This is a genomic window from Nonomuraea sp. NPDC052265 (genome assembly GCF_044547985.1).
GTDB lineage: Bacteria > Actinomycetota > Actinomycetes > Streptosporangiales > Streptosporangiaceae > Nonomuraea.
In genome coordinates this window covers 96,935-121,467 of sequence record NZ_JBIUBJ010000006.1, presented here as the reverse complement: position 1 = coordinate 121,467, position 24,533 = coordinate 96,935, and the positions used below count along the sequence as shown (strand labels likewise).

Sequence of the window (24,533 nt, the reverse complement as noted above, 5' to 3'; positions counted from 1 at the left end):
TGCACTCTCTCCAGAAGTCAGGTTTCGAAGACGCGCACGGCGACGATCATGGCTCGCTCGTCGCCGTTGGTCGCCGTGACCACGATCCGCAGCGCGCCCGTCCGCGCGGCGGGGTCGAACACGTGGACCCGGCGCCGCATCCGGTTGCCGGTGACGGACACGGCCGCCTCCCAGCCGCCCGCCCGTTCCACCTCGATCCGGTAGTCCTTCACCAGCTCCGGCATGACGAGGTAGGGCGTGCGGTGGTGGTGCAGGTTGACCAGGTCCTCGTCGACGTCGTCATTGAAGATCAGCTCCACCCGGCCGATCGTCCGCTGCTCGCTCCAGCGCAGCTCGACGTGCTGCTCGCCGCCGCCCTCCGAGACCCACAGGTTGGGCCCGTCGTACGGCCTGGCCGGGCCGCCGGCGACCCGGTCGGGCCGGTAGGCCGCGGTCGCGGGCTCGACCTCGAACCGCGGTGTGCGCCTGCGCAGCTCGGCAGCCGACCACGCGTTGCTCTGCGGCGTCCCGGCGTCGAGCGCCGGTTCCCTGCTGAGCAGCCCCAGCACGCCGTACGGCGGGCGGTCCGGGCCGACCAGGACGGCGAGGTCCGCGTTGCGCCGGACGACCACGACCACCTCGCCCCCGTCGACGGGCACGTCGTCGAAGCGGGCCTCCAGCCGGCCGCACCCGGCCTCGATCCGGACCTGGCGCCGGGCGAGCGGTTCGACGGGGATGTGGTTCAGCCCGTTGCCCGTGCTCCACAGCTCGACCGTCGCGGTGGTGGCGCGGGCGGCGTCGACGCCGATCCGCACGACGTCGATCCGCGGATCGGCGGGCAGCAGCAGCCCGAAGTCGGCCTCGCCGATCGGGAGCGGCTCCGGCTCGCCGCCCGCTCCGCCCGCCAGCCGGGTGAGCGTGGACGAGGCCGTCACGGCGGCCTTGAGCGCCAGGTCGGACGGGTCCTGCCAGGGCACCCCCAGCAGGGAGGCGTCCTGCCGCAGGAGCATCGACTGCAGCTCGGCCACGTGCGAGGCCGCGATCTCGCGCGGCGTCAGGCCCCTGCGGACGGCGAGCGCGGCGCCCGCGCCCGCTGCCTCGCCCACGACGGCGCAGGTGGCCATCACGCGGGTGCTGCCGAAGGCGACGTGGCTGGCGGAGATGTCGCGGCCGGCCAGCAGCAGGTTGCGCACGTTGGCGGAGTACAGGCAGCGGAACGGGATGTCGTAGAGGCCGGGGCCGAACAGATGCTTGGAGGGGCTGTCGGCGGCGTAGATGCCGCCGGGCGGGTGCAGGTCGATGGACCAGCCGCCGAAGCCGACCGCGTCGGGGAAGCGGGTCTGGCCGGTGATGTCCTGCTGGGTCAGGACGTGGTCGCCGAGGAAGCGGCGGTACTCGCGCTTGCCCGGCAGGCTGCCCACCCACTCCAGCGTCAAGGTGTCCGCCTCGAAGCGGCCGGAGTTCTTGATGTGGTCCCAGATGCCGAAGACGATGCCCCACAGCTCGTCGCGGATGCGCTCGTTGTCGGCGACCGCGTCGAGTTCGCCGCCCCACTCGATCCACCAGTAGTCGCAACCGTTCATGCCGGGGTCGATGTGGCGGCGCAGCGGCAGGTCGAACGCCTCGATGTCCTTGGTGATGGCGGGCGGGACGAAACGGACCGGCCGGCCCGCGTCCTTGGTGTAGAAGAGGATCGTGCTGCCGAGCATGTCGTCGTCGGCGACCTCGGGGGCCCACGGCTCGCCGTACACGCTCCGGTCCTCCCTGCCGGTGGCGAACCTGGCGCCCGAGAGCAGGCCGACCAGGCCGTCTCCGGTGCAGTCGAGGAAGATCGGCGACTCGAACCGGATCAGTTTCTCCGAGCCGGACTGCCAGCCGGTGACCGAGCGGATCATCCGGTCCTCCTCCTCGCCGTCGGCGTCGACCTCGCGGACCTCGGTGTTGAGGAAGAGGGTGATGTTCGGCTCGGCGCGCACCAGGTCGAGCACGACGTGGTCCCACAGGATCGGGTTGCCCTCCGGGTTGCGCCACTGGTTCTCCGCGAACAACTCGCCCATCAGGCCGGTCTCGCGGGCGAACTTCTGCGCGCCGTGCGCGGTGGCGCCCACCACCCACACCCGGATCTCGCTGCTGGAGTTGCCGCCCAGCACTCCCCTGTTGTTGATCAGGGCCACCTTCGCGCCGTTGCGCGCGGCGCTCACGGCGGCCGTGACACCGGCCAGGCCGCCGCCGACCACGGTGACATCGGCGGCGTGTGCGAGCTGCATCATGAATGCCGACTTTCTTGGTCGAATCAAGCAAAGCGGATCTACAATATTTCCGACGTCTTGAATAAGTCAATGACGGGTTGGCTAAGGTAGGCGCAGGGCGCGACGACGGACGAGGGGAACGGGGACCAGTGGCAGCAGCCAGGCGGGAGTCCACCACGGTCGGGAAAGCAGTCAGGCGCGAGGGCGGGCCACCTGCCCGATCCTCCGGGCTGCGGCGCGGCTCCAACCTTGAGCACGTCGCCGACTTCAACGACTCCGTCGTCCTCGACGCGATCAGGCGCGCGCGGACCGGGAGCTCGCGCGCGGAGCTGGTCGTCGAGACGGGGCTGGCCGCGCAGACCGTGTCGGACGTCTGCCAGCGCCTGCTCGACCAGGGGCTCATCGCGGAGACCGGCACGTCCACGACCGGGTTCGGCCGGCCCCGCCGCACCTTGGAGCTGGTGCCGGCCAGCCGCTACGCGCTGGGTGTGCACATCGACCCGGCCATGATCACCTACGTGCTGCTCGACCTCGGCGGCAATCTCGTGGCCCACTTCAGCAGGCAGACCTCCAGCCCCCAGGACGCCGACGTCATCATGACCGGCATGGCCTCGGCCCTCGACGTCCTGCTCGCCGGGTCCGGCGTCGAGCGCGACCGGGTCCTCGGCCTCGGCATCGCGGCGCCCGGCCCCCTCGACATCGCCGGCGGGGCCATGGTCGACCCGCCGCACCTGCCCGGCTGGCACCGCGTCGAGCTCGTCGACCGGCTGCACCGGGCGACCGGGCTGCCCATCGTCCTCGACAAGGACGTCACCGCCGCCGCGGTGGCCGAACGCTGGGCCGGCAGCGCGACCGGCAACAGCGACTTCGCCTTCCTCTACCTGGGCACGGGCGTCGGGGTCGGGCTGGTCAGCGGCGACATCGTCGTGCGCGGCCGCTCCAGCAACGCCGGCGACATCGGGCACCTCATCGTCGACGCCGACGGGCCGCCCTGCTGGTGCGGGCAGCGCGGCTGCCTGGGCACCGCCTGCTCGCCGCTGTTCCTCATCCAGGAGGCCGTCGCGGCGGGCGTCCTGCCCGCCACGCCGCAGGACGGGCAGCTCGTCCAGGCGGTCAGGCGGCTCGGCGCGCTGTGCCGGGCGGCCGACGACGGCGACCCGCGCGCGGTGGAGATCCTGCACCGGTCCGCGCGGCGGCTGGCCCGCGCGATCCTCACCATAGGCAACCTGCTCGACACCGAGCTCGTCGTGTGCGGCGGGCCCGCCTGGGCTCCGGCCGCCCACCACTACCTGCCGCTGCTCAGGTCGTCGGTGGCCGAGCGGTTCGTGATGCGCGAGATTCACGGCCTCGGCGTCGTGGGGACCGGGCTGGGCGCCGACGTGGCGGCGATCGGCGCCGCCTGCCTGATCCTCGACGAACGGTTCTCGGCCCGCCCGTAGCCCTACTCCGGCAGCAGGCGGGCGACGAACCCGCCGCCCGCGGGCATGGCGGGCACGCGGAACACCTCGCCCGCCGCGACGTCGCAGACCGCCACCCCGTCGCGATCGGCACCGTCGGAGACCAGGCGCCAGGTGCCGCCCAACGGCCCGAGGCGCCCGAGGCCGAGGGGGGCCGCCGGGCGCGCCTCCGGGCCGTTGATGCCCGCCAGCCACCAGGTCCCTCCCGTACGGCGGGCCAGCACGACGTGGTCGCCCGGCTCCCCCGCCAGCCCGACCGTGTCGTCCCACGCGGCCGGTACGGCCCGCAGCACCTCACGCACCTCCGCCGCCCGCGCCCGGTAGGACTCGGGCGAGTCCGCGAAGTGCAGCAACCCCGACTCGTAGACCACCGCCAGCGCCAGCTCGTGCGCCGCCGTGGTCCTGCGGGGCCTCAGCGCGTCGCCGAACGTCACCGGCGTGTAGTCCATCGGGCCGATCACGTTGCGGGTGAACGGGAGCACGGTGTTGTGCCACACGGCCTCCTCCGCGAACGACGGCCCGAACAGGTACCACTCGGCCCCGCGTACCGCCTCCAGCGTCATCAGGTGCGGCCAGGTCCGCTCCCAGCCGCGCGGGATGGTGCTCCCGTGGAAGTTGACCATCAGCCCCGCCTCGGCCGCGTCCCGCAGGATGCCGAGGTAGTGCGCGATCCCGTCCTGTTTGTCGGAGTGGAAGAAGTCGACCTTGATCCCGGCGATCCCCCAGCCCGCGATCCTGGCCAGCTCGGCTCGCCGTGCCTCGGGCAGGTGCATGAGGTCGCGCGGCCCCTCGGTCGAGGCGTTGTTCGGCCCGGCGGAGTTGTACCAGAGGAACAGCCGCACGTCCCGTTCGGCGGCGTAGCGGACCAGGTCGCGGATCTCCTGCTCCGTGTGGACCGTCCAGTTCGCGTCGACCAGCGAGTACTCCCAGCCCATCTCGCCCGCCAGATCCACGAACCGCCGCAGCGCGCCCAGGTCTCGCGGGCTGCTGTTGTCCGACCACCAGCTCCACGACACGCGTCCCGGCCTGATCCACGAGGTGTCGGTGATCACGGCGGGCTCCGCCAGGTGCCACACGATCGTGGACTCGACCAGCTCGGCCGCGGTGTCCGCGAGCGCGACGAACCGCCACGGGAGCGTCCACGGCAGCGCCGACGTGGCCAGGGCGTCGCCGTGCCCGAGGCCCTCGTCCGGATCGGGTCCCAGCACGCCGTACTCCCGGCCGGCCGGTACGGGGGCCAGCCGCGTGCCGTGGAAGGTCGCGTCCGGTCCGGCCTCGGAGACCAGCAGCCACTGCCCGTTCACCTCGAAGGTCGCGGGCAGGTCGTAGGAGCGCGCGCCGGTCGGGGTGCCGATGGGCACGCCGTCGGTGTAGAGGTTCTCGTGCGCGGGGCCGCCGCCGTCGGAGGGCGAGGTCGGCTGCGCCCAGACCCGTCCTTCGGCCGCGAAGGCGAAGGACGTCAGCTCCCTGGTGACCGTGGCCGTGCCGGGACCCTCGGGAAAGCGGTAGCGGAACGCGACGGCGTCATCCAGGACGCGGAAGTCGAGATCGAGGCGCGCGCCATTGCGTCCGCGCACCGAGAGCGTCGCCGCCGTGGACCGTTCGCGCAGCATGGCGCGCTTGCCGTGCACCGCGGGGTAGCTCTCGTCCCGCGCCTGCGGCACCGGCTCGGCCACCGGCGTGAGCCCGTTGTGGAACGAGGCGTCCTGCCGCTCGACGCCGAGCCTGGACCGCTGGAGGAGCACGACGCCATGCCGCCGTACGTCGTAGAAGAGCCGGCCTCGATCGTCCAGCGAGACATCGAGCTCCACCGCGCCCTCGGGCGACTTCATGGTCCACAACACGTTGGGTTCCTTCAATCCGATGGATGGAATAAGAAGCGTCATGAGGGAGGAACCCTCGTCCTACCTGAGCGTCAGGAGGCGCGGCGTCAACGGGGCGAGCTCCGTCCGCGACCGGTCGAGTCGTTCACCGGTGAGCAGATCGTGGAGTTCGAGCGGTCTGCGACCGTGGAGCCTGATCGTCACCACTTCAGCGTGCGTGCCGTAGTTCGTCGCTCCGACCAGCCAGCGCCTGCCGTCGTGCACGGGCCGCCACTCGACGGTCGTCGGTGTGCCGCCGGCCGTACGCTCCAGCGTCACCGCGTCGAGCCGGCTCCGCCGCGCCAGGTCGAGCACCGCGGCCCCGATGCCGGCCGGGCCCTCGGCCGGCAGGACGGTCGCCCTCCGGAGCACCGCCGTACGCTCACCAGCCGCATGGGCCTGGTCGCGCTCGTCGGAGGCCAGGGGATCGGCGCCCGCGACGACGAGCCGGACCTCCCGGGTCAGCTCCCGCAGGCCCCGCAGGCAGGCGGACGGCAGATGCGTCACCCCAGGCGCGATCATCATCTTCACCCCGTCGGAGACCTGCCGCCGGGACAGCGTGGACTCGGTGACGAAGTGCACCGGGATCCCGTTCATCGTCAGGGCCTTGTACACCTCGCGCACGGCGGCCAGGTGCTGCGAGGAGTACACCGACGAGGTGCGCGAGTACACGATGCCGACGCCCGCCCCGGCGCCCTGCAGCAGGGCCACCTCGGCGGCGAACCGGTTCAGGTCCAGGCTGGTCCGGCCGCGCGATGCCGGCCTGGAGGTCGTAGAACGGGAACTTGCCCAGGAAGCCGTCGACGCCCTGTCCCGGATAGTTCGACGCGTCGTTGCCCGACAGCTGGGAGAAGCCGGGCACGTCCCAGTGCGACCAGCCGTACGCGGTCGTCCGCGCGGCCCACGGGGCGGCGTACGCCAGCACCGGGAGCAGGGTCACGCCGTTCGCCGCGGCGGCGGCGAAGCGGGAGCCGAAGGCGTGGACGGGGCTGTCGTCGTACGTCCCTTGGGTGGGTTCGACGGCGGCCCAGAGGACGTCGGCGCGGTCCCACGACATTCCCGCCAGGACGCCGACGCCGGGACCGGCGGTGCCGGCGTGGTTGGTCCCGAGCAGTGTCCCCAGCGGTATGGGGGTCGCGGCGGCACTCGCGGGCCGCGCCGGCCCGGGCAGCCCGAGTGCGGCGGTGGCCACGCCGAGACCTGCGCCCGCGAGGACGGCACGCCGGGAGACGGTGGGAGGGACGTTCGGCTGACCGGCTGCGGTCACGGGTTCTCCTTCGCGAACGGCGGGGAGGTGGACGCGATCAGGGCGGAGATTAAATCAATCTGTCGGATTAAGTGGAGATTAGAGATCTGGACCGCCTCCCGTCAACGGACGCGGCGCGGCTCGTCTCCGTGCAGGCGTCCGATGGCGTCGGCCGGCAGCGGCATCCCCGAGCCGGCGGGCTGTGTGACGGTGTCGGTGACCAGGATCCGCCGGAGTGCGGCAGCACGCACATCCCCCACCAGTTCCTCGGCGACCACGCGCGCGGGGCTCAGCCGGCCTGGAGATGGTCGGTGAACCAGTCCCGTGCCAGGTCGGCGACGATTTCCAGCGCTCCGGGCTCTTCGAAGAGATGGGTCGCGTCAGGGATGATCTCCAGATGGTTCTCACAGCGCAGTTGCTGTTGTGCCGTCTGGTTCAGGTCGAGCACCAGTTCGTCCCTGTCGCCCACGATCAGCAACGTCGCCGCGCGCACCTCTGACAGACGCGGCCCGGCCAGGTCCGGCCGTCCTCCTCGGGAGACGACGGCGGCTGCCCGGCTGCCCGGCTCCGCCGCCGCCCGAAGCGCGGCCGCCGCTCCGGTGCTGGCGCCGAAATAGCCGATCCGCAGCCCCCCGGCCCGAGGGTGGTCGCCGAGCCGGTTCGTCACCTGGACGAGCCGTCCGGCCAGCATCTCGATGTCGAACACGTTGCCGCGGTCGGCCTCCTCCTCGGCGGTGAGCAGATCGAACAGCAACGTGCCCAGACCCGCCTGGTTGAGCACGGAGGCGACGTACCGGTTGCGGGGGCTGTGCCGGCTGCTGCCACTGCCGTGCACGAAGACCACCAGCCCTTCGGCCCCCTCCGGGACGACGAGCCGCCCCGGCAGGCGGACACGGCCGATGTCCATCGTCACCTCCTCGACCAGCTCCGGTCGATCAGACTTCAGCCCGCCGGCCTTCCCCCGCGCACGCCCCTCGGCGGCCCGCCGCAGCAGCTCCACAACCTGCCCGTCGGGGGTCTGCCTGAAGTCGGAGTACCAGACTCCGATGGCCCAGAGAGCGGCGGGCGTCTCCAAGCAGATCACCTCGTCGGCGTCCGGGCGCAGGGCGGCGACGGTGTCCGGCGTACCGACCGGGACCGCCAGGATCACTCGCGCGGCGCCGCGCGCACGAGCCACCTGGCAGGCGGCGCGAGCCGTGCCCCCTGTGGCGATCCCGTCGTCCACGATGACGACCGTACGGCCGTCGAGGTCGATCGGCGCGTGGTCACCGCGGAAGCGCCGGGCGCGGCGCACCACCTCGGCCCCCTCGCTCTCCTCCACCGAGGCGATGTCCTCGGGCGTCACGTTCGCCATCCGGACGACCTCGGGATTGATCACACGTATGCCGCCCTCTCCGAGGGCGCCGAATCCGAGTTCCGGCTGCAACGGCACCCCGAGCTTGCGAACCACGATCACGTCCAGCGGCGCGCCCAGAGCCTGGGCCACCTCGAACGCCACAGGCACGCCGCCCCTGGGCAACCCCAGGACGACCACGTTCTCCTCGGTGACAAGCCCGGTCAGACGTTGGGCGAGACGAACACCCGCATCATGACGATCAACGAACATTCGTGCACCCACCTCTCTCGACACTTCACACAAATCCCCGCGTCGATGGCGAAGGACACTCCTGTCATCACCATCAGGCGGTAAGGAGCCCGGGTACGTGCGGTCGAAGGGCCACGCCCCCTGGGACGCCACAGCAGGACGCGACCCGTACTCGCGAAAGCGGACACGTGTGCACTTTCGCCACAAATGGGAAGAAAAGGTATGAGCGGAGGCCTGGCCGCTGGACGCCGACCTCGCCACGGCCCTCCGCCGACCGGAGCCGAACAGGAAAGGAAGAGCCATGAGACCAGAAGGCGGGGGACGGCCCGGAACGGGGTGATCTCACCATGTCCCTCACACTGGCCCTCGCGGGCGACACGATGCTGGGACGCGGCGTCGCCGACAAGCTGGAACGCACCACCAGCCCGGACGCGTTCTTCTCCTCGGACGTGCGCGACCGCCTCGCCGAGGCGGATCTCGTCCTGCTCAATCTCGAATGCTGCCTCTCCGATCGAGGCACGCCCTGGACCGGCAAGCGCTTTCACTTCCGGGCGCCACCGCCGGCCGCCGCTCTGCTGGCCGACCTCGGCGTCGACTGCGTCACGCTGGCCAACAACCACGCGCTCGACTACGGTCGCGACGCGCTGCACGACACCTGCCGGCACCTCGCACACGCCGGGATCCGCCACGTGGGCGCGGGAGACCATCTCGCCCAGGCCCGCCGCCCGCTCAGGATCGAGGCCGGCGGCCTGCGGATCGCGATCGTCGCCTTCGCCGACCACCCCGCCGACTTCGCCGCCGACGCCTCCCAGGCCGGCATCGCCTACGCCGATCTCGCCGCCGGGACGCCCTCGTGGGTCAACGAGACCATCACGGGCCTGCGCGACGACGCCGACCTGGTTCTCCTCACTGCGCACTGGGGCCCGAACATGGTCACCGAGCCGCTGCCCTACATCCGCGCCACCGCGCACACACTGCTGGAGTCCGGGGCCACGCTGGTGGCGGGCCATTCGGCGCACGTCTTCCACGGCGTCGCCCCGCCCGTCCTGTACGACCTGGGCGACTTCGTCGACGACTACGCCACCAACCCGCTGGAGCGCAACGACCTCGGACTCCTGTGGCTGGTCACCCTGGACGAGCACGGCCCGGTACGACTGCGCGCCCTGCCCCTCAAACTCGACTACGCCCGCACCCGCATGGCCACCGACGACGACTGGCTCTGGATTCGCGACCGCTTCACCATCGCCTGCGCCCGCCTCGGCACCTCCGTCCGCGTGACCGGCCGTGACCTGCTCGTCGAGCTCCGCGACCGCCCTTGAGGCACACCATGACGGGCCCGCCCTCGTCGCCGCACTGCGCCCGCCGGGTGGTGTGGTCAGCCGCGCAGGAAGTCCAGCAGGTCGGCGTTGAACTTCTCCTTGTCGCCCGGCACCAGCGCGATCCCGTGCGAGCCGCCCTGGTACACCTTGTACACGCAGTCAGGGATGATCTTGGCGGACTTGTCGGCGGACGCCGCGATCGGCACGACCTGGTCGTCGTCTCCGTGGACGATCAGGGTGGGGATGTCGAACTTCTTCAGGTCCTGGGTGAAGTCGGTGGCGGAGAAGGCGTCCACGCAGGCCACGCCGGCCTGGATGTTCTCGGCCATGGCCATCAGCCAGAAGGCGTCCTTGTTGCCCTGGGTGACCTTGTTGCCGGGCCGGTTGGCGCCGAAGAAGCCGTCGGCGGTGTCGCGCCAGAACTGCGAGCGCTCGGTCAGGATGCCCTTCTTGATCTTGTCGAACACCTCCTGCGGGGTGCCCTCGGGGTTGTCGGGGGTTTTGAGCATGAGTGGCGGGACGGCCGACAGCAGTACCGCCTTGCTCAGGCGGGAGGTGCCGTGACGGCCGATGTAGCGGGCCAGTTCCCCGCCGCCCATGGAGTGCGCCACCAGCGTGACATCGCGCAGGTCCAGGGCGTTGATGAGGTCGGCCAGATCGTCGGCGAAGGTGTCGAAGTCGTAGCCGTCGAAGGGCTGGCTGGAGCGGCCGTGCCCGCGCCGGTCGTGCGCGATCGCCTTGAAGCCGTTGTCGGCGACCATCTTCATCTGGTCGTGCCAGGCGTCGGCGTTCAGCGGCCAGCCGTGGATGAAGATCACGGGCGATCCGCTGCCCCAGTCGTAGAAGAAGATCTGCTGGTCGTCACGGGTGGTGATGTAAGGCACCGTGAACCCCTTCCAGGGTCGATGGCTGATGTTGCAGGCGTTCTGGGCCACTCTGACGCGAGGGTGATGACACCCCCAGTCCGGAGAGGTGAAGGCATCCCCCCACGGCAGGCAGTACCGCAGTTCATCGCCTGGATATGGCCAGCGTCAGGTTCAGGGCCCTTTGCCTTACGCCCGATCACCGACATCCGGGTACGGGTTGGCCGCCACCGGCCTGTCGATGAGCGGTGCGGTGGCGGTCCCCGATGATCCGAGCGCCCCGTCAGGCGGGGAAGGCGGCCACGTCCCGGTCGTAGTGGCGGTGCCGCAGGACCGCGGCGACGAACTGCCCGGCGAAGCCGTCTCCCGCCGCGGAGCCGACCACGCCCTGGCGGCCGGGCAGGGCCGCGGCCTGCAGCAACGGCTCGCCGTCCGGCAGCGCGCCGATGGCCTTGCCGTGCTTGAACGCCTCGCGGACGAACTGCAGGGCGTGACCGCTGGCGCTCAACTCCTTGCCGCCGGTGCACAACACGGCGTCGTACAGCACCGAAGAGACGGCGCTGAGCTGCTTGTCGACGGCCAGCGTGCCGATCAGGCCCTCGTGCTGCGCGATCACGTCGCAGACCGCCTTGCCGTTCTGCAGTTCCTGCATCACCGGGTACAGGGCGGCGACGTCGGTCGCGTCACCGGCCAGGATCGCGATCTTCCGGGTGGCCAGGCTGGACGGCTGGCCACTCTGGCTGAGCGCCGGGGAGGACTTGCCGTGATTGCCGCCCTTCGGGGACGGGGCGGGCAGGCCGAGCCCGGCGGCGACGTGGGCGGCCAGGCCGGTGTCGACGTTCGAAAGCCGCTCGACCACCTGCTCCTTGATGGGGCGGCGCTGCACATGGCCCAGCTCGAACAGGAACGCCTTGACGATGTGGTACTTCTCCCAGTCCGACATGCTGTTCCAGAACAGGGTGGCCTGGCTGTAGTGGTCGGCGAAGCTGGGGCTGCGCCTGCGGATCTTCTCGCCCTCGACCCGCTCGGTGTAGTGCCTGAACACCCCGTTCATGTCACCGGCCAGCACTCCGGTCGCGGGACAACCGCCGCTGATGGAGTTCTTGGAATAGCTCGTGTGGCTCGTGTGGATCATGTGCTGGTGGAAGCCGTCGCGGTTGTCGTTGTGCACGGGTGCGAGCGGGCGGTTGATCGGGATCTGCTGGAAGTTCGGCCCGCCCAGGCGCAGCAACTGGGTGTCGAGATAGGAGAAGTTGCGGCCCTGGAGCAGCGGGTCGTTGGTGAAGTCGATGCCCGGCACCACATTGGCGGTGCAGAAGGCGATCTGCTCGGTCTCGGCGAAGAAGTTGTCCGGATTGCGGTTGAGGGTCATCCTGCCGACCATCCGCAGCGGCACCTCCTCCTCCGGGATGATCTTCGTGGGGTCGAGCAGGTCGAAGTCGAACTTGTGCTCGTCCTCCTCCGGCACCAGTTGCAGGCCCAGCTCCCACTCCGGGTACTGGCCGCTCTCGATCGCCTCCCACAGATCGCGCCGGTTGAAGTCGGGGTCGTTGCCCTGGATGCGCAGAACCTCGTCCCACACCAGCGAGTGCGTGCCGAGCGCGGGCCGCCAGTGGAACTTCACGAACGTGCCCCGCCCCGCGGCGTTGACCAGACGGAAGGTGTGCACGCCGAACCCCTGCATCATGCGGAAGCTGCGCGGGATCGCCCGATCCGACATCAACCACATGACCGTGTGCATCGTCTCCGGCTGCAACTGCACGAAGTCCCACAACGTGTCGTGCGCCGACTGCGCCTGGGGGATCTCGTTGTGCGGCTCGGGCTTGACCGAGTGCACGAAATCGGCGAACTTGATCGCGTCCTGCACGAAGAACACCGGAAAGTTGTTGCCCACGAGGTCGTAGTTGCCCTGCCGGGTGAAGAACTTGGTGGCGAAGCCCCGCACGTCCCGCACCGTGTCGGCCGAGCCACGTGATCCGGCCACCGTGGAGAAACGCACGAACACCGGCGTCACCAGCGTCGGGTCGCACAGGAAATCGGCACAGGTGTACTCGGCCAGCGACTCGTACACCTGGAACACGCCGTGCGCACCCGATCCACGCGCGTGCACCACCCGCTCCGGGATGCGTTCATGATCGAAACGCATCACCTTCTCCCGGAAATGGAAATCCTCCAGGATCGTCGGGCCGCGCTCACCGATCGACAGGGAATTGTCGGTGTCGTCGATCCGCACACCCTGATCGGTGGTGTAGCGGGTGTTCGCCGAATCGACCCGATACTGATCGAGTTGCTGCTGCTTGTGGCTGCCGTCTGACACAGGGTCCCCCGCGATGTGAGATGAGCTCGGAGTCGGGGGTCACGGGCCGTCATACCCGCCTCCGTCTCCTCCGCACCTCAACCGCTCCAGCCACCTGGCCGAGGTTCTTGGACTGGCCTTGTCGGGGGTCGCTCACCGATCAGGGTGGCGGGACGGCGCCGGTTCACAGCGGCTTCCTCGTTCCGCCGTCACCTTCGTCACGCATCGTCTCATATGAGCCTCTTGCGCCAGGAGCCCCGGGGGCGCATTGACGGGAACGAGAGGAGGAGGATACGTTCCGAACGATTCACGGTTGTCCAAGGGAAATCCGGTGAGATGCCGGTGCGGACGCGCCACTGTATCCGGGACGCAGATCCCGGGAGCCAGGTCGCTGGGCAGCCGTGACCTCGCTAGATGGGACGCGTCACCCTGAGGAGGCTTGACATGAGTGGGTTCCCCACCCCTTCCACCATTCCCTTTCCGCGCCTGCGGCCCTGGCTGCCGGCCGTACCTGTGCTGCTGCTCGTGGCGTACCTGGTGCTGATGGACAACGGCGCCATCTCCCAGACGGGCACCTTCCTGCACGAACTCATGCACGACGGGCGGCACCTGCTCGGCGTGCCGTGCCACTAGAGGCCGGGATGGTACGCATCCTGCTGGTCAGGGGCCTGCTCGTGGGGCTGCTGGCCGGACTGGTCGCGGGCGGCTTCGCCTTCGCCTTCGGTGAGCCGCGGGTGGACGACGCCATCGCCCTGGAGGAGGCCGCCGCACAGGCGGCCTCGTCGCAGCCCGCCGAGGAGGCCGGTCACAGCCACGCCGAGAAGGCCGGCCACAGTCACGGCGAGGAGGCCGAGGTGAGCAGGCCCGTGCAGAAGGGCGGGCTCTTCCTGGCCACGGGCCTGTACGGGCTCGCCGTCGGCGGCGTCTTCGCCCTCGTGTTCGCCGGCCTGCGCGGGCGGGTCGGGCCGAGATCCGACGGACGGCTCGCCCTGGCCGCGGCCGGGACGGCCTTCGCCGCCGTCATCCTCGTACCGTTCGTGAAATATCCCGCCAATCCACCGGCGGTCGGTGATCCCGACACCATCGGCAGCCGCACGCTGCTCTACGTGGTGATGGTCCTCGTCGGCCTGGCCGCGATCGCGATCGCCGTGGCGACGGCCCGCCGGATCACCGCGGGCCCCTGGGCCCGCTGGGTGGGGGCGGTGGCCGCCTTCCTGGTGCCGGTGGTGGCCGCCTGGTGGTTGCTGCCGACGGTCGACGAGGTGCCCGACGGCTTCCCGGCGACGCTGCTGTGGCAGTTCAGGCTCGCCTCGATCGGCACCCAGCTCGTCTTCTGGACGGCGTTCGGCGTGCTGTTCGGCTGGGCGAGCGATCGCGCGCCCCGGCGTACGGCGGTTCCGGCGCGCGTGGCCGCGCCGGGCTGAGGGGAGTGCTCTTCGTCCGGCACGCGACGACGCCGGGGATGCGGGCCGCGTGTTTCCCCTCCGACGAGGAGGCGGATCCGGCCGGCCTGGCCAAGGCCGCCGCGTTGACCCTCACGACGGCCTCCGTCGTGTGGGCGGCCCCTTCCAGGGCGGCCCTGCAGACCGCCCGTGCCATGGGGCTGCCCGTGCGCGAGTCCGCCGCCCTCGCGGAGGCGGACTGCGGCCGGTGGCGCGGCCGGTCCTTCGATCAGGTGGCGCGGGAGGAGCCGGAGGCGCTGGCGCGCTGGCTCACCGAACCCGGCGCGGCGCCGCACGGCGGCGAGTCCCGCGCGGCGCACGCGGTCAGGGTGGCGAGCTGGCTCGACTCCGTCCGCGACGAGCCGGGCCAGGTCGCCGTCTGCGAGGTCGGCACCATCAGGGCGGCGCTCGCCCACGCTCTCCGGCTGGACCCGCTCGGCGCCGCCCGCTTCGACGTGGCTCCCCTGTCCACCACCGAGCTGGTCGTCGTCCGGGACGGCTGGCGGATCGCTCATGTCAACCGGAAGGTCTGAGATTTTGATCGTCACATATCCGTTCAGCGCCGTCGTCGGGCTGGCGGACCTGAAGCTGGCTCTGGTGCTGAACGCGGTCTCGCCGCGGGTGGGCGGAGTGCTGGTACGCGGGGAGAAGGGCACCGCCAAGTCCACGATCGTGCGGGCGCTGGCGGCGCAGTTGCCCGCGGTGGAGGTGGTGCCGGGCTGCCGGTTCGCCTGCGATCCCGCCGCGCCCGATCCCGAGTGCCCGGACGGCCCCCACGAGCCGGGCGCCGAAGGTGTCGGCCGTCCCGCCGTCCTGGTGGAGCTGCCGGTCGGCGCGTCGGAGGATCGCCTGGTCGGCTCGCTCGACGTGGAACGGGCGCTGACGGAGGGGGTGAAGGCGTTCGAGCCGGGGCTGCTGGCGGCGGCGCATCGCGGCGTGTTGTACGTGGACGAGGTGAACCTCCTGCACGACCACCTCGTCGACCTCCTGCTCGACGCCGCCGCGCTGGGCACGTGCTACGTCGAGCGCGAGTCGATGTCGGTGCGGCACGCCGCCCGCTTCCTGCTCGTCGGGACCATGAACCCGGAGGAGGGGGAGCTTCGCCCCCAGCTCCTCGACCGGTTCGGGCTGACGGTCGAGGTGAAGGCCTCCCGCGACCCCGCCGAGCGCGCCGAGGTGGTGCGGCGCCGCCTCGCCTTCGACGCCGACGCCTCGGCGTTCGCCGCCCGGTGGGCCGCCGAGGAGACGGCACTGGCCCGGAGCATCGCCGCGGCCAGGGCGCGGGTCTCCGCGGTGCGGCTGCCTGACGCGCGGCTGCGGCAGATCGCCACCGTCTGCGCGGCGTTCGAGGTGGACGGGCTGCGGGCGGATCTCGTCACGGCGAACGCCGCCATCGCCCACGCCGCCTGGCAGGGCCGGGACACGGTGACCACCGAGGACGTGCGGGCCGCGGCCCGGCTGGCGCTGCCGCACCGCAGGCGGCGCGACCCGTTCGACGCGCCCGGCCTGGACGAGGAGCTGCTTGACGAGCTCCTGCGGCGCACCTCGGAAGACGAGGAGCCCGACGACCCGGGGCCTGGGAGCGACGCCGGCCCCGACGACCCGGGGCCGGGGAACAACGCCGGCCCCGACGATCCGAGGCCGGGGAACGACGCCGGCCCCGACGGCACGCCGCCGCCGGACGCGGCACCGCCCGCCCGTCCCGAGGGCGGCGATCCCGCGCGGGACGCCGCGCCGCCCGAGCGTCCGGGCGACCCGACAGGGCCGGAACCGGGAACGGCCGAGGGCCCAGCGGCCGGGAACGCACCGGCGGGCACCCCGGCCGCGGAGACGGGTGCGGCCGGGCGGATCGCCGGGGTGAGCGCTCCCTACCGGGTGCCGCTGCTGGACGTGCCCGGCGTCGGGGAAGGCGCGGTGGGCAGGCGGTCCCGCTCGCGGACCCGGCACGGGCGGAGCATCGGCGCGCGACGTCCGTCCGGCTCGGTGCGCGACCTGCACGTCATGGCGACGGTGCTGGCCGCCGCGCCGCAGCAGAGGCGGCGCGGGCGCAGCGGGCCGGGGCTGGTGCTGCGCGGCGACGACCTGCGCGAGGCGGTCCGCGAGGGCAAGGAGGGCAACCTCGTGCTGTTCGTGGTGGACGCGAGCGGCTCGATGGCCGCCCGCAAGCGCATGACGGCGGTCAAGACCGCCGTCCTCAGCCTGTTGCTGGACGCCTACCAGCGGCGGGACAAGGTCGGACTGATCACCTTCCGGGGCGCGGACGCCCAGGTGGCGTTGCCGCCCACGTCCTCGGTGGAGGCGGGCGCGGCCCGGCTGCGGTCCCTGCCCACCGGCGGCCGGACACCGCTGGCGGCCGGGCTGACCCGCGCGGCGGAGGTGCTGCGGGTGGAGCGGCTGCGCGATCCGGCCCGGCGTCCGCTGCTGGTGCTGGTGACCGACGGGCGGGCCACGGCGGGCGGCGACGTGGACCGGGCCGCCGGGCTGCTGGCCGGCACCGCGTCGGTGGTCGTGGACTGCGAGAACGGGCCGGTCCGGCTCGGCCTGGCCGTCCGGCTGGCGTCCCGGCTGCGTGCCCGTCTGGTCTCTCTCGACTCCATGGCCGACCTCGGGGCGGTCGTCCGTGACCACAGGAAGGCGGTCTGATCATGCCGCAGGGAAAACCGGCCGTCGTGCCCGACGACGGCCTCACCACGCGCCAGCGGCGCACCCGTCCGCTGCTGATGGTGCACACCGGCCCTGGCAAGGGCAAGTCCACGGCCGCGTTCGGGATGGCGCTGCGGGCCTGGAACCAGGGCTGGCCGGTCGGGGTGTTCCAGTTCGTCAAGTCGGCCAAGTGGCGCATCGGCGAGGAGCGGGCGCTCCAGGTGCTCGGCGAGAGCGACGAGGGCGGCGCGGTGACCTGGCACAAGATGGGCGAGGGCTGGTCGTGGATCCAGCGTCCCGGCGCCGAGGAGGACCACGCGGCCGACGCCCGCGAGGGCTGGGAGCAGATCAAGCGCGACCTGGCGGCACAGACGTACCGGTTCTACGTCCTGGACGAGTTCACCTACCCCTTGAAGTGGGGCTGGCTGGACCTGGACGACGTGCTGGCGGCACTGACGTCCCGGCCGGGCAACCAGCACGTCGTGATCACCGGCCGGGACGCGCCTGAGCGGCTGATCGAGGCCGCCGACCTGGTGACCGAGATGGGCAAGGTGCGCCATCCCATGGACGCCGGACAGAAGGGACAGAAGGGCATCGAGTGGTAGTCCCCCGGCTCGTCGTCGCGGCTCCGTCGTCGGGCAGCGGCAAGACGACGGTGGCCACAGGGCTCATGGCGGCGCTGCGGGCGCGCGGGCTGCGGGTGTCGCCCCACAAGGTGGGGCCCGACTACATCGACCCGGGCTACCACGCGCTGGCGAGCGGGCGTCCCGGCCGCAACCTGGATCCGTGGCTCGTCGGCGAGGAGCTGATCGCGCCGCTGTTCCTGCACGGCGCGGCCGGGTGCGACGTGGCGGTGGTCGAGGGCGTGATGGGCCTGTTCGACGGCAGGGGGGACACCGGCTTCGCCTCGACCGCGCACGTCGCGACGCTGCTGGACGCGCCGGTGGTGCTGGTCGTGGACGCGGCCAGGCAGAGCAGGTCGGTCGCGGCGGTGGTGCACGGGTTCGCCACCTTCGACCCGGACGTACGGGTGGGCGGCGTGGTGCTCAACCGGGTGGGCTCCGACCGGCACGAGGAGCTGTGCCGGTCCGCGCTGGCGGCGGCGGGCGTCCCTGTGCTGGGGGCGATCCGCCGCGACGACGCCGTGGCCACGCCCTCCCGGCATCTGGGGCTGGTGCCGGCCGCCGAGCGCCGGGCCGAGGCGGTCGCCGCCGTGGACCGGCTGGCCGCCCTGGTGGCGCGCTCGTGCGACCTGGACGCCTTGCTGCGGCTGGCGCGCTCCGCTCCCCCGCTGGCCGGCCCCGCCTGGGCGCCGCCGGCGCCCGGCGCGACGAGCGGCCGGCCGGCGGTGACGGTGGCCGGTGGGGCGGGCGACCGGCCGGTGGTGGCCGTGGCCGGTGGGGCGGCGTTCACCTTCGGCTACGCCGAGCAGGTCGAGCTGCTGCGGGCGGCGGGGGCGGAGGTGGCCGTCTTCGATCCGCTGCGCGACGCGCGGCTGCCGGACGGGACCGGCGCGATCGTGATCGGCGGCGGCTTCCCTGAGGTGTACGCCGCCGAACTGGCCGCCAACGAGCCCCTGCGGCAGCAGGTCGCCGCCTTCCCCGGCCCGATCGCCGCCGAGTGCGCGGGGCTGCTGTACCTGTGCGACGAACTGGACGGGCAGCGCATGTGCGGGCGCGTCCCCGGGCGGGCGTGGATGACGTCCCGGCTGACGCTCGGCTACCGGGACGCCGTCGCGCTGCGGCGCTCGCCGCTCACCAGGACGGGCGAGCGGCTGCGCGGGCACGAGTTCCACCGCACCGCCGTCCGGTACGCGGGCGAGCCCCTGTTCCGCTGGGACGGCGGCCACGACGGCCACGGCGACCCCGGCGTGACCGCGTCCTACCTGCACCTGCACTGGGCGGGTGCGCCGCATCTGGCTCAGCGGCTGGTGTCGTCCTCCAGGTCTCCCTCGGTCTTGAGGTAGACCTCCCGCAGGCCGTTCAGGACCTCCGGGTCGGGGTGCTGCCACATGCCGCGCTCGGCGGCCTCAAGGAGGCGTTCGGCGATGCCGTGCAGCGCCCAGGGGTTCGAGCGGGCCATGAACTCCTGGTTCTCGGGGTCGAGCACGTAGGTCTCGGTCAGTTTGTCGTACATCCAGTCGGCGACCACGCCGGTCGTGGCGTCGTAGCCGAACAGGTAGTCGACGGTGGCGGCCAGCTCGAAGGCGCCCTTGTAGCCGTGGCGGCGCATGGCGGCCAGCCAGCGCGGGTTGACCACCCTGGCCCGGAAGATCCGCGAGGTCTCCTCCGACAGGGTGCGGGTGCGGACGGCGTCCGGGCGGGTGCTGTCGCCGACGTAGGCGGCCGGAGCCTTGCCGGTGAGCGCCCGCACGGTGGCGATCATGCCTCCGTGGTACTGGAAGTAGTCGTCGGAGTCGGCGATGTCGTGCTCGCGGGTGTCGACGTTCTTGGCGGCGACGGCGATGCGGCGGTAGGCGTCCTCCATCTGGGGGCGGGCGGCGACGCCGTCGAGGTCGCGGCCGTAGGCGTAGCCGCCCCACACGGCGTACACCTCGGCGAGGTCGGCGTCGTCGCGCCAGTTGCGGCTGTCGATGAGCGGCAGCAGTCCGGCCCCGTACGCGCCGGGCGCGGAGCCGAAGACGCGCATCGTGGCCAGGCGCTCGTCGCCGCCCGTCGCGGCCACGTGGGCGCGGACGTGGTTGTCCTCGGCCGGCTCCGCCAGCGAGGCGACCAGCCGTACGGCGTCGTCGAGCATGCTCACCACGTGCGGGAAGGCGTCGCGGAAGAAGCCGCTGATGCGGACCGTCACGTCGATGCGCGGGCGGCCCAGCTCGGCGAGCGGGATCGGCTCCAGGCCGGTGACGCGACGCGACGCCTCGTCCCATTCGGGGCGGACGCCGAGCAGGGCCAGCACCTCGGCGACGTCGTCGCCCGCCGTGCGCATGGCGCTGGTCCCCCACACCGACAGCCCCACCGAGCGCGGCCACTGGCCGGTGTCGGCGCGGTAGCGCTCCAGCAGCGACTCCGCCATGGCCTGGCCGGTCTCCCAGGCCAGACGGCTGGGCACCGCCCGGGGATCCACGGAGTAGAAGTTGCGGCCCGTGGGCAGCACGTTGACCAGGCCGCGCAGCGGCGAACCGCTGGGTCCGGCGGGGACGTAGCCGCCGTCCAGGGCGTGCAGGACGTGGTCGAGCTCGTCGGTGGTGCGGGCCAGGCGCGGCACCATCTCGGTGGCGGCGAAGGCCAGCACACGCGCCACGAGCTCCACCCGCTCCTCGGGCGCGCGGCCCAAGACCGCGTGGGTGACGGCGGGGGCGGCCTCCGGGGCCCAGGCGCGTTCCTCCATGGCCTCGACCAGGGCGCGGGCGGTCGACTCCGCGCGGTCCACGTCGCCCAGCGCCGCCGTCCCGTCCTCGGCCAGGCCGAGCGCCTCGCGCAGGCCGGGCAGCGTCTCCCGGCCGGCCCACATCTGCCGGGCGCGCAACATGGCCAGCACCAGGTCCACCCGCACCCGGCCGGTGGGCGCCTGGCCGAGCACGTGCAGGCCGTCGCGGATCTGCGCGTCCTTCACCTCGCACAGCCAGCCGTCCACGTGCAGGATGAGGTCGTCGAACTCGCTGTCGTGCGGCCGGTCGGCCAGCCCGAGGTCGTGGTCGAGCCGGGCGGCCTGGATCAGCGTCCAGATCTGCGCCCGGATCGCGGGCAGCTTGGCGGGGTCCATGGCCGCGATCGTGGCGTGCTCGTCCAGCAGTTGTTCCAGCCGGGCGATGTCGCCGTAGGTGTCGGCGCGGGCCATGGGCGGCACCAGGTGGTCCACCAGCACGGCGTGCGCGCGCCGCTTGGCCTGCGTGCCCTCCCCCGGGTCGTTGACGAGGAAGGGGTAGATCAGCGGCAGGTCGCCGATGGCGGCGTCGGTGCCGCACGTGGCCGACATCCCCGCCGACTTGCCGGGCAGCCACTCCAGATTGCCGTGCTTGCCGACGTGCACCATCGCGTGCGCGCCGAACTCGGCCGACAGCCAGCGGTAGGCGGCCAGGTAGTGGTGGCTGGGCGGCAGGTCGGGGTCGTGGTAGATGGCGATCGGGTTCTCCCCGAAGCCGCGCGGCGGCTGCACCATCACCACCAGGTTCCCGGCCCGCAGCGCGGCCAGCACGATGTCGGTCCCGCTGTCGCCCTCGTGCACGAACAACTCTCCGGGCGGCGGTCCCCAGTGGCGTTCCATCTCCTCGCGCAGGGCCGCGGGCAGGGTGCGGTACCACTGCTCGTAGGAGGCGGCGGAGATGCGGACCGGGTTGCCCGCCAGGTGCTCCTCGGTCAGCCAGTCCGGGTCCTGGCCGCCGGCGGCGATCAGCGCGTGGACGAGCGCGTCGCCGTCCTGGTCGGCCACGCCGGGGAAGCCGTCGCCCAGGTCGTAACCCGCCTCGGCGAGCCGGGCCAGCAGCCGGACGGTGCTCGCGGGGGTGTCCAGCCCGACCGCGTTGCCGACGCGGGAGTGCTTGGTCGGGTACGCCGACAACATCACCACCAGCCGCCGTTCGGCGGGAGGCGTGTGCCGCAGCAGGCCGTGGCGCACCGCGATGCCCGCCACCCGGGCGGCCCGCTCGGGGTCGGCGACGTAGACGGTCAGCCCGTCGGGGTCGATCTCCTTGAACGAGAACGGCACCGTGATGATCCGCCCGTCGAACTCCGGGATCGCCACCTGGGAGGCGGCGTCCAGCGGCGACAGCCCGTCGTCGTTCTCCTCCCATGCCTGCCGGGTGGTGGTCAGGCAGAGTCCTTGCAGGATCGGCACGTCGAGCCCGGCCAGCGCGCCGACGTCCCATGCCTCGTCCTCGCCGCCCGCTCCCGCGGTGGCCGGACGGGAGCCACCCGCCGCCAGCACCGTGACGACCAGCGCGTCCGCCGCGCGCAGCGTGTCGAGCAGCTCCGGCTCGGCCGCGCGCAGGGACGAGCAGAAGACCGGCAGCGCCTGCCCGCCCGCGTCCTCGACGGCGTCGCACAACACCTCGACGAACGCGGTGTTGCCCGCCATGTGGTGCGCCCGGTAGTAGAGCACCCCCACCACGGGACCACCGGTGGCCCTGGCCGGGCGGTCCAGCCTCCCCCAGGTCGGGGCCGGGGCGGGCGGCTCGAACCCGTGCCCGGTCAGCAGGACCGTGTCGGACAGGAACGCGTGCAGCTGGGCCAGGTTGGCCGGGCCGCCATGGGCCAGGTAGGCGTGCGCCTCGGCGCACACCCCGCCGCTGACCGTGGACAGCTCCATCAGCTCGGCGTCGGGAGCCTGCTCCCCGCCCAGCACCACGACCGGGCGCGGCCCGGCCAGCAGCGCGTCGAGCCCTTCCGCCCAGGCCCGCCGCCCCCCCAGCAGGCGGACCACGACGAGGTCGGTCCCCTCCGTCAGGCCGGGGACGTCCTCGGCGGTCAGCCGGGCGGGATTGCCCGGACGGTAGCCCGCGCCGCAGGCGCGAGCGCTCAGCAGGTCGGTGTCGGAGGTGGAGAGCAGCAGAACGGTGGGGCTGTCGCCAGGCACGGCGCATTCCTCCCTCGGGGTCCTCGCCCCGGTCGCGGGTGACGCGACGGCAGGAGTCTCCTGGCTCCCGGATCGACGCTCACCCCGGCCTTCCCACCCGTCTCCGGGCAGTGGCCTCGTGGTGGGGTTCGCTCCCCGGTCACAGTGGCGGGACCGCGCCGGACTCGCACCGGCTTCCTCCCATTGCCTTCGCCTACGCCGAAGCTTACGGCAGGAGCGACCCGTCCCAGAAGTGGCGTTACGATCCCTTCGTGCCCGTAGGTGAATCTTCCGGACGTACGCGTCCCGATGCCTGTCCGGGGGCGCTCCAGGTGCACGAGGCCGCCGACGGCCCGCTCGCCCGTGTGCGCCTGCCCGGCGGCGCGGTGTCGGCCGCGCAGCTCGGCGTGCTCGCCAGGTGCGCGGCCGAGCTGGGCGCGGGCGTGATCGAGCTGACGTCGCGGGCGAACGTCCAGGTGCGGGGGCTGCGCTCGCCGGAGGTCTTCGCCGGGCGGATCGCGGCGGCCGGGCTGCTGCCGTCGCCCGCGCACGAGCGGGTGCGCAACATCCTGGCCTCGCCGCTGAGCGGGCGCGGGCCGGACGGGCTGCTGGACGTGCTGGCGATGGCGGAGGCCCTGGACCGGGCGCTGTGCGCGCGGCCCCGGCTGGCCGCTCTGCCGGGACGCTTCCTGTTCGCCCTGGACGACGGCACGCGGGACGTCGCCGGGCTCGGCGCGGACGTCACCTACGTGGCGACCGGACGGCTGCTGCTCGCCGGCACCGACACCGGGCTGACCGTCGCCCCGGACGCGGCGGTCCCGCTCATGATCGACGCCGCCGAGGCGTTCCTGGACGAGCTGTCCGCCGACGCCCCCCGCGCCTGGCGCATCCGCGAACTGCCGGACGGCCCCGCCAGAATCACCACCCGCCTGCGCGACGCCCCGTCCGGGATCGCCGCCCGCCTGCGCAACAGCGGACCAGGCCGGATGGACGCCACGCCCGCCTCGGGCTCCGCGCGCCGCCCGTCCGCGGGCAGGATCGCGCAGCGGGACGGCCGCGTGGCGATCGAGGCGCTGGTGCCGCTCGGCCGCCTGACGTCCGCCCAGGCCGGGGCCCTGGCGGACACCGGGCGGCCGGTGCGCCTGACACCCTGGCGGACCGTCGTCCTGCCGGACCTCTCCCCCGGCGAGGCGGACCGGGCCGAGCAGGCGCTCGCCGCGATCGGGCTCGCCACCGACCCGGACTCCCCCTGGGCCGGGGTCACCGCCTGCACCGGCCGTCCCGGCTGCGCGAAGGCGCTCGCCGACGTGCGGGCGGACGCCCGGCGCTGGGTGCGAGACCGCGCCCACGCCCCCGCCACGCCCGTCCACTGGGCCGGTTGCGAGCGGCGTTGCGGCCTGCCACGCGGCCCGGTCCTCCAGATGATCGCGACCACCAACGGATACGAGGAACGCCGGGAATGAGCGACTACATCCGCGACGGGGCCGAGATCTACCGGCGCTCGTTCGCGACCATCCGCGCCGAGACCGACCTCACGGGCCTGCCGCCCGAGGTCGCCCAGGTGGCGGTGCGCATGATCCACGCGTGCGGCATGACCGACCTCGTCACCGACCTGGCCTGGTCCCCGCGGGTGGTCGCGCGGGGCAGGGAGGCGCTGCGCGGCGGCGCGCCCGTGCTGTGCGACGCCATGATGGTCGCCTCGGGCGTGACCAGGCGCAGGCTGCCCGCCGGGAACGAGGTCCTGTGCACGCTGGGCGACCCGCGCGTGCCCGAGCTGGCCGAACGCCTCGGCACCACCCGCAGCGCCGCCGCCCTGGAGCTGTGGCGCGACCATCTGGAGGGCGCGGTGGTGGCGATCGGCAACGCGCCGACCGCCCTGTTCCGGCTGCTGGAGCTGGTGGCCGAGGGCGCGGGACGCCCCGCGGCCGTGCTCGGCATCCCGGTCGGCTTCATCGGCGCGGCCGAGTCCAAGCAGGCGCTGGCGGACAGCGACCTGGAGTACCTGGTGGTGCGCGGCCGTCGCGGCGGCAGTGCGATGACGGCGGCGGCGGTCAACGCCGTCGCGAGCGAGACGGAGTGAC

Annotated in this window: 18 protein-coding genes and 2 riboswitches; of the genes, 10 read left to right on the top strand and 8 right to left on the bottom strand. The window is 72.8% G+C overall.

Annotation, left to right across the window (positions count from 1 at the left end):
- Window positions 1–17 precede the first annotated feature (17 nt).
- On the bottom strand, window positions 18–2,249 hold the full coding sequence (locus ACIHAD_RS20080; protein ID WP_397356004.1) for an FAD-dependent oxidoreductase: 2,232 nt from the start codon (window positions 2,247–2,249) through the stop codon (window positions 18–20).
- A gap of 128 nt (window positions 2,250–2,377) precedes the next feature.
- Here ACIHAD_RS20080 and ACIHAD_RS20075 point away from each other — a divergent pair, with 128 nt between their 5' ends.
- Entirely contained in the window at window positions 2,378–3,667 is a 1,290-nt protein-coding gene (locus tag ACIHAD_RS20075; protein ID WP_397356003.1) for an ROK family transcriptional regulator, read from the top strand.
- A 2-nt stretch (window positions 3,668–3,669) separates the two neighbouring features.
- On the opposite strand, the gene ACIHAD_RS20070 is transcribed toward ACIHAD_RS20075, so the two are convergent.
- The 4 genes from ACIHAD_RS20070 to ACIHAD_RS20055 form a co-directional block, all read right to left on the bottom strand.
- Window positions 3,670–5,529 carry a glycoside hydrolase family 97 catalytic domain-containing protein gene (locus ACIHAD_RS20070; protein ID WP_397356002.1) on the bottom strand — a complete coding sequence of 620 codons (1,860 nt, stop codon included), beginning with the start codon at window positions 5,527–5,529 and terminating at the stop codon, window positions 3,670–3,672.
- Window positions 5,530–5,589: 60 nt separating this feature from the next.
- Window positions 5,590–6,258, bottom strand: a complete 669-nt coding sequence (locus tag ACIHAD_RS20065) for a hypothetical protein (RefSeq protein ID WP_397356001.1) — start codon at window positions 6,256–6,258, stop codon at window positions 5,590–5,592.
- A gap of 657 nt (window positions 6,259–6,915) precedes the next feature.
- Window positions 6,916–7,044 carry a hypothetical protein gene (locus tag ACIHAD_RS20060; protein WP_397356000.1) on the bottom strand — a complete coding sequence of 43 codons (129 nt, stop codon included), beginning with the start codon at window positions 7,042–7,044 and terminating at the stop codon, window positions 6,916–6,918.
- Between the two features lie 38 nt (window positions 7,045–7,082).
- Window positions 7,083–8,399, bottom strand: coding sequence for a phosphoribosyltransferase family protein (locus ACIHAD_RS20055; protein WP_397355998.1), 1,317 nt, complete (start codon window positions 8,397–8,399; stop codon window positions 7,083–7,085).
- Between the two features lie 326 nt (window positions 8,400–8,725).
- On the opposite strand from ACIHAD_RS20055, the gene ACIHAD_RS20050 reads away from it, so the two are divergent.
- The gene (locus ACIHAD_RS20050) at window positions 8,726–9,697 is read left to right on the top strand and encodes a CapA family protein (RefSeq protein WP_397355997.1); all 972 of its coding nucleotides are present in this window, start codon (window positions 8,726–8,728) and stop codon (window positions 9,695–9,697) included.
- 56 nt (window positions 9,698–9,753) lie between these two features.
- On the opposite strand, the gene ACIHAD_RS20045 is transcribed toward ACIHAD_RS20050, so the two are convergent.
- Together ACIHAD_RS20045 and ACIHAD_RS20040 are read right to left on the bottom strand one after the other, a co-directional pair.
- Window positions 9,754–10,581 carry an alpha/beta fold hydrolase gene (locus ACIHAD_RS20045; RefSeq protein WP_397355996.1) on the bottom strand — a complete coding sequence of 276 codons (828 nt, stop codon included), beginning with the start codon at window positions 10,579–10,581 and terminating at the stop codon, window positions 9,754–9,756.
- Between the two features lie 262 nt (window positions 10,582–10,843).
- Complete coding sequence (locus ACIHAD_RS20040; RefSeq protein ID WP_397355995.1) at window positions 10,844–12,877, bottom strand: catalase; 2,034 nt, start codon at window positions 12,875–12,877, stop codon at window positions 10,844–10,846.
- 272 nt (window positions 12,878–13,149) lie between these two features.
- A riboswitch (cobalamin riboswitch) is annotated at window positions 13,150–13,267 on the top strand.
- A gap of 33 nt (window positions 13,268–13,300) precedes the next feature.
- On the opposite strand from ACIHAD_RS20040, the gene ACIHAD_RS20035 reads away from it, so the two are divergent.
- From ACIHAD_RS20035 to ACIHAD_RS20010, 6 genes are read left to right on the top strand one after another with little or no spacing between them, the layout of a single operon-like run.
- The gene (locus tag ACIHAD_RS20035) at window positions 13,301–13,489 is read left to right on the top strand and encodes a CbtB-domain containing protein (RefSeq protein ID WP_397355994.1); all 189 of its coding nucleotides are present in this window, start codon (window positions 13,301–13,303) and stop codon (window positions 13,487–13,489) included.
- A gap of 8 nt (window positions 13,490–13,497) precedes the next feature.
- Window positions 13,498–14,280, top strand: coding sequence for a CbtA family protein (locus tag ACIHAD_RS20030; protein ID WP_397355993.1), 783 nt, complete (start codon window positions 13,498–13,500; stop codon window positions 14,278–14,280).
- Window positions 14,281–14,285: 5 nt separating this feature from the next.
- Window positions 14,286–14,831, top strand: coding sequence for a histidine phosphatase family protein (locus tag ACIHAD_RS20025; protein ID WP_397355992.1), 546 nt, complete (start codon window positions 14,286–14,288; stop codon window positions 14,829–14,831).
- A gap of 4 nt (window positions 14,832–14,835) precedes the next feature.
- On the top strand, window positions 14,836–16,941 hold the full coding sequence (locus tag ACIHAD_RS20020; protein ID WP_397355991.1) for a VWA domain-containing protein: 2,106 nt from the start codon (window positions 14,836–14,838) through the stop codon (window positions 16,939–16,941).
- A 2-nt stretch (window positions 16,942–16,943) separates the two neighbouring features.
- Window positions 16,944–17,546: a cob(I)yrinic acid a,c-diamide adenosyltransferase gene (cobO, locus tag ACIHAD_RS20015; RefSeq protein ID WP_397355990.1), complete on the top strand. Its 603-nt coding sequence runs from the start codon at window positions 16,944–16,946 to the stop codon at window positions 17,544–17,546.
- On the top strand, window positions 17,540–18,907 hold the full coding sequence (locus ACIHAD_RS20010; RefSeq protein ID WP_397355989.1) for a cobyrinate a,c-diamide synthase: 1,368 nt from the start codon (window positions 17,540–17,542) through the stop codon (window positions 18,905–18,907). Before cobO ends, ACIHAD_RS20010 begins: the two co-directional genes overlap by 7 nt.
- On the opposite strand, the gene cobN is transcribed toward ACIHAD_RS20010, so the two are convergent.
- Window positions 18,862–22,473, bottom strand: a complete 3,612-nt coding sequence (gene cobN, locus ACIHAD_RS20005) for a cobaltochelatase subunit CobN (protein WP_397355988.1) — start codon at window positions 22,471–22,473, stop codon at window positions 18,862–18,864. The two genes, ACIHAD_RS20010 and cobN, sit on opposite strands and share 46 nt — an antisense overlap.
- Before the next feature lie 53 nt (window positions 22,474–22,526).
- Window positions 22,527–22,653: riboswitch (cobalamin riboswitch) on the bottom strand.
- Between the two features lie 71 nt (window positions 22,654–22,724).
- Between cobN and cobG the strand changes: the two genes are divergently transcribed.
- A complete protein-coding gene (gene cobG / locus ACIHAD_RS20000; protein ID WP_397355986.1) occupies window positions 22,725–23,915 on the top strand; it encodes a precorrin-3B synthase in 1,191 nt (396 codons plus the stop codon).
- Window positions 23,912–24,532, top strand: coding sequence for a precorrin-8X methylmutase (locus ACIHAD_RS19995; protein WP_397355985.1), 621 nt, complete (start codon window positions 23,912–23,914; stop codon window positions 24,530–24,532). Before cobG ends, ACIHAD_RS19995 begins: the two co-directional genes overlap by 4 nt.
- Window position 24,533 lies beyond the last annotated feature (1 nt).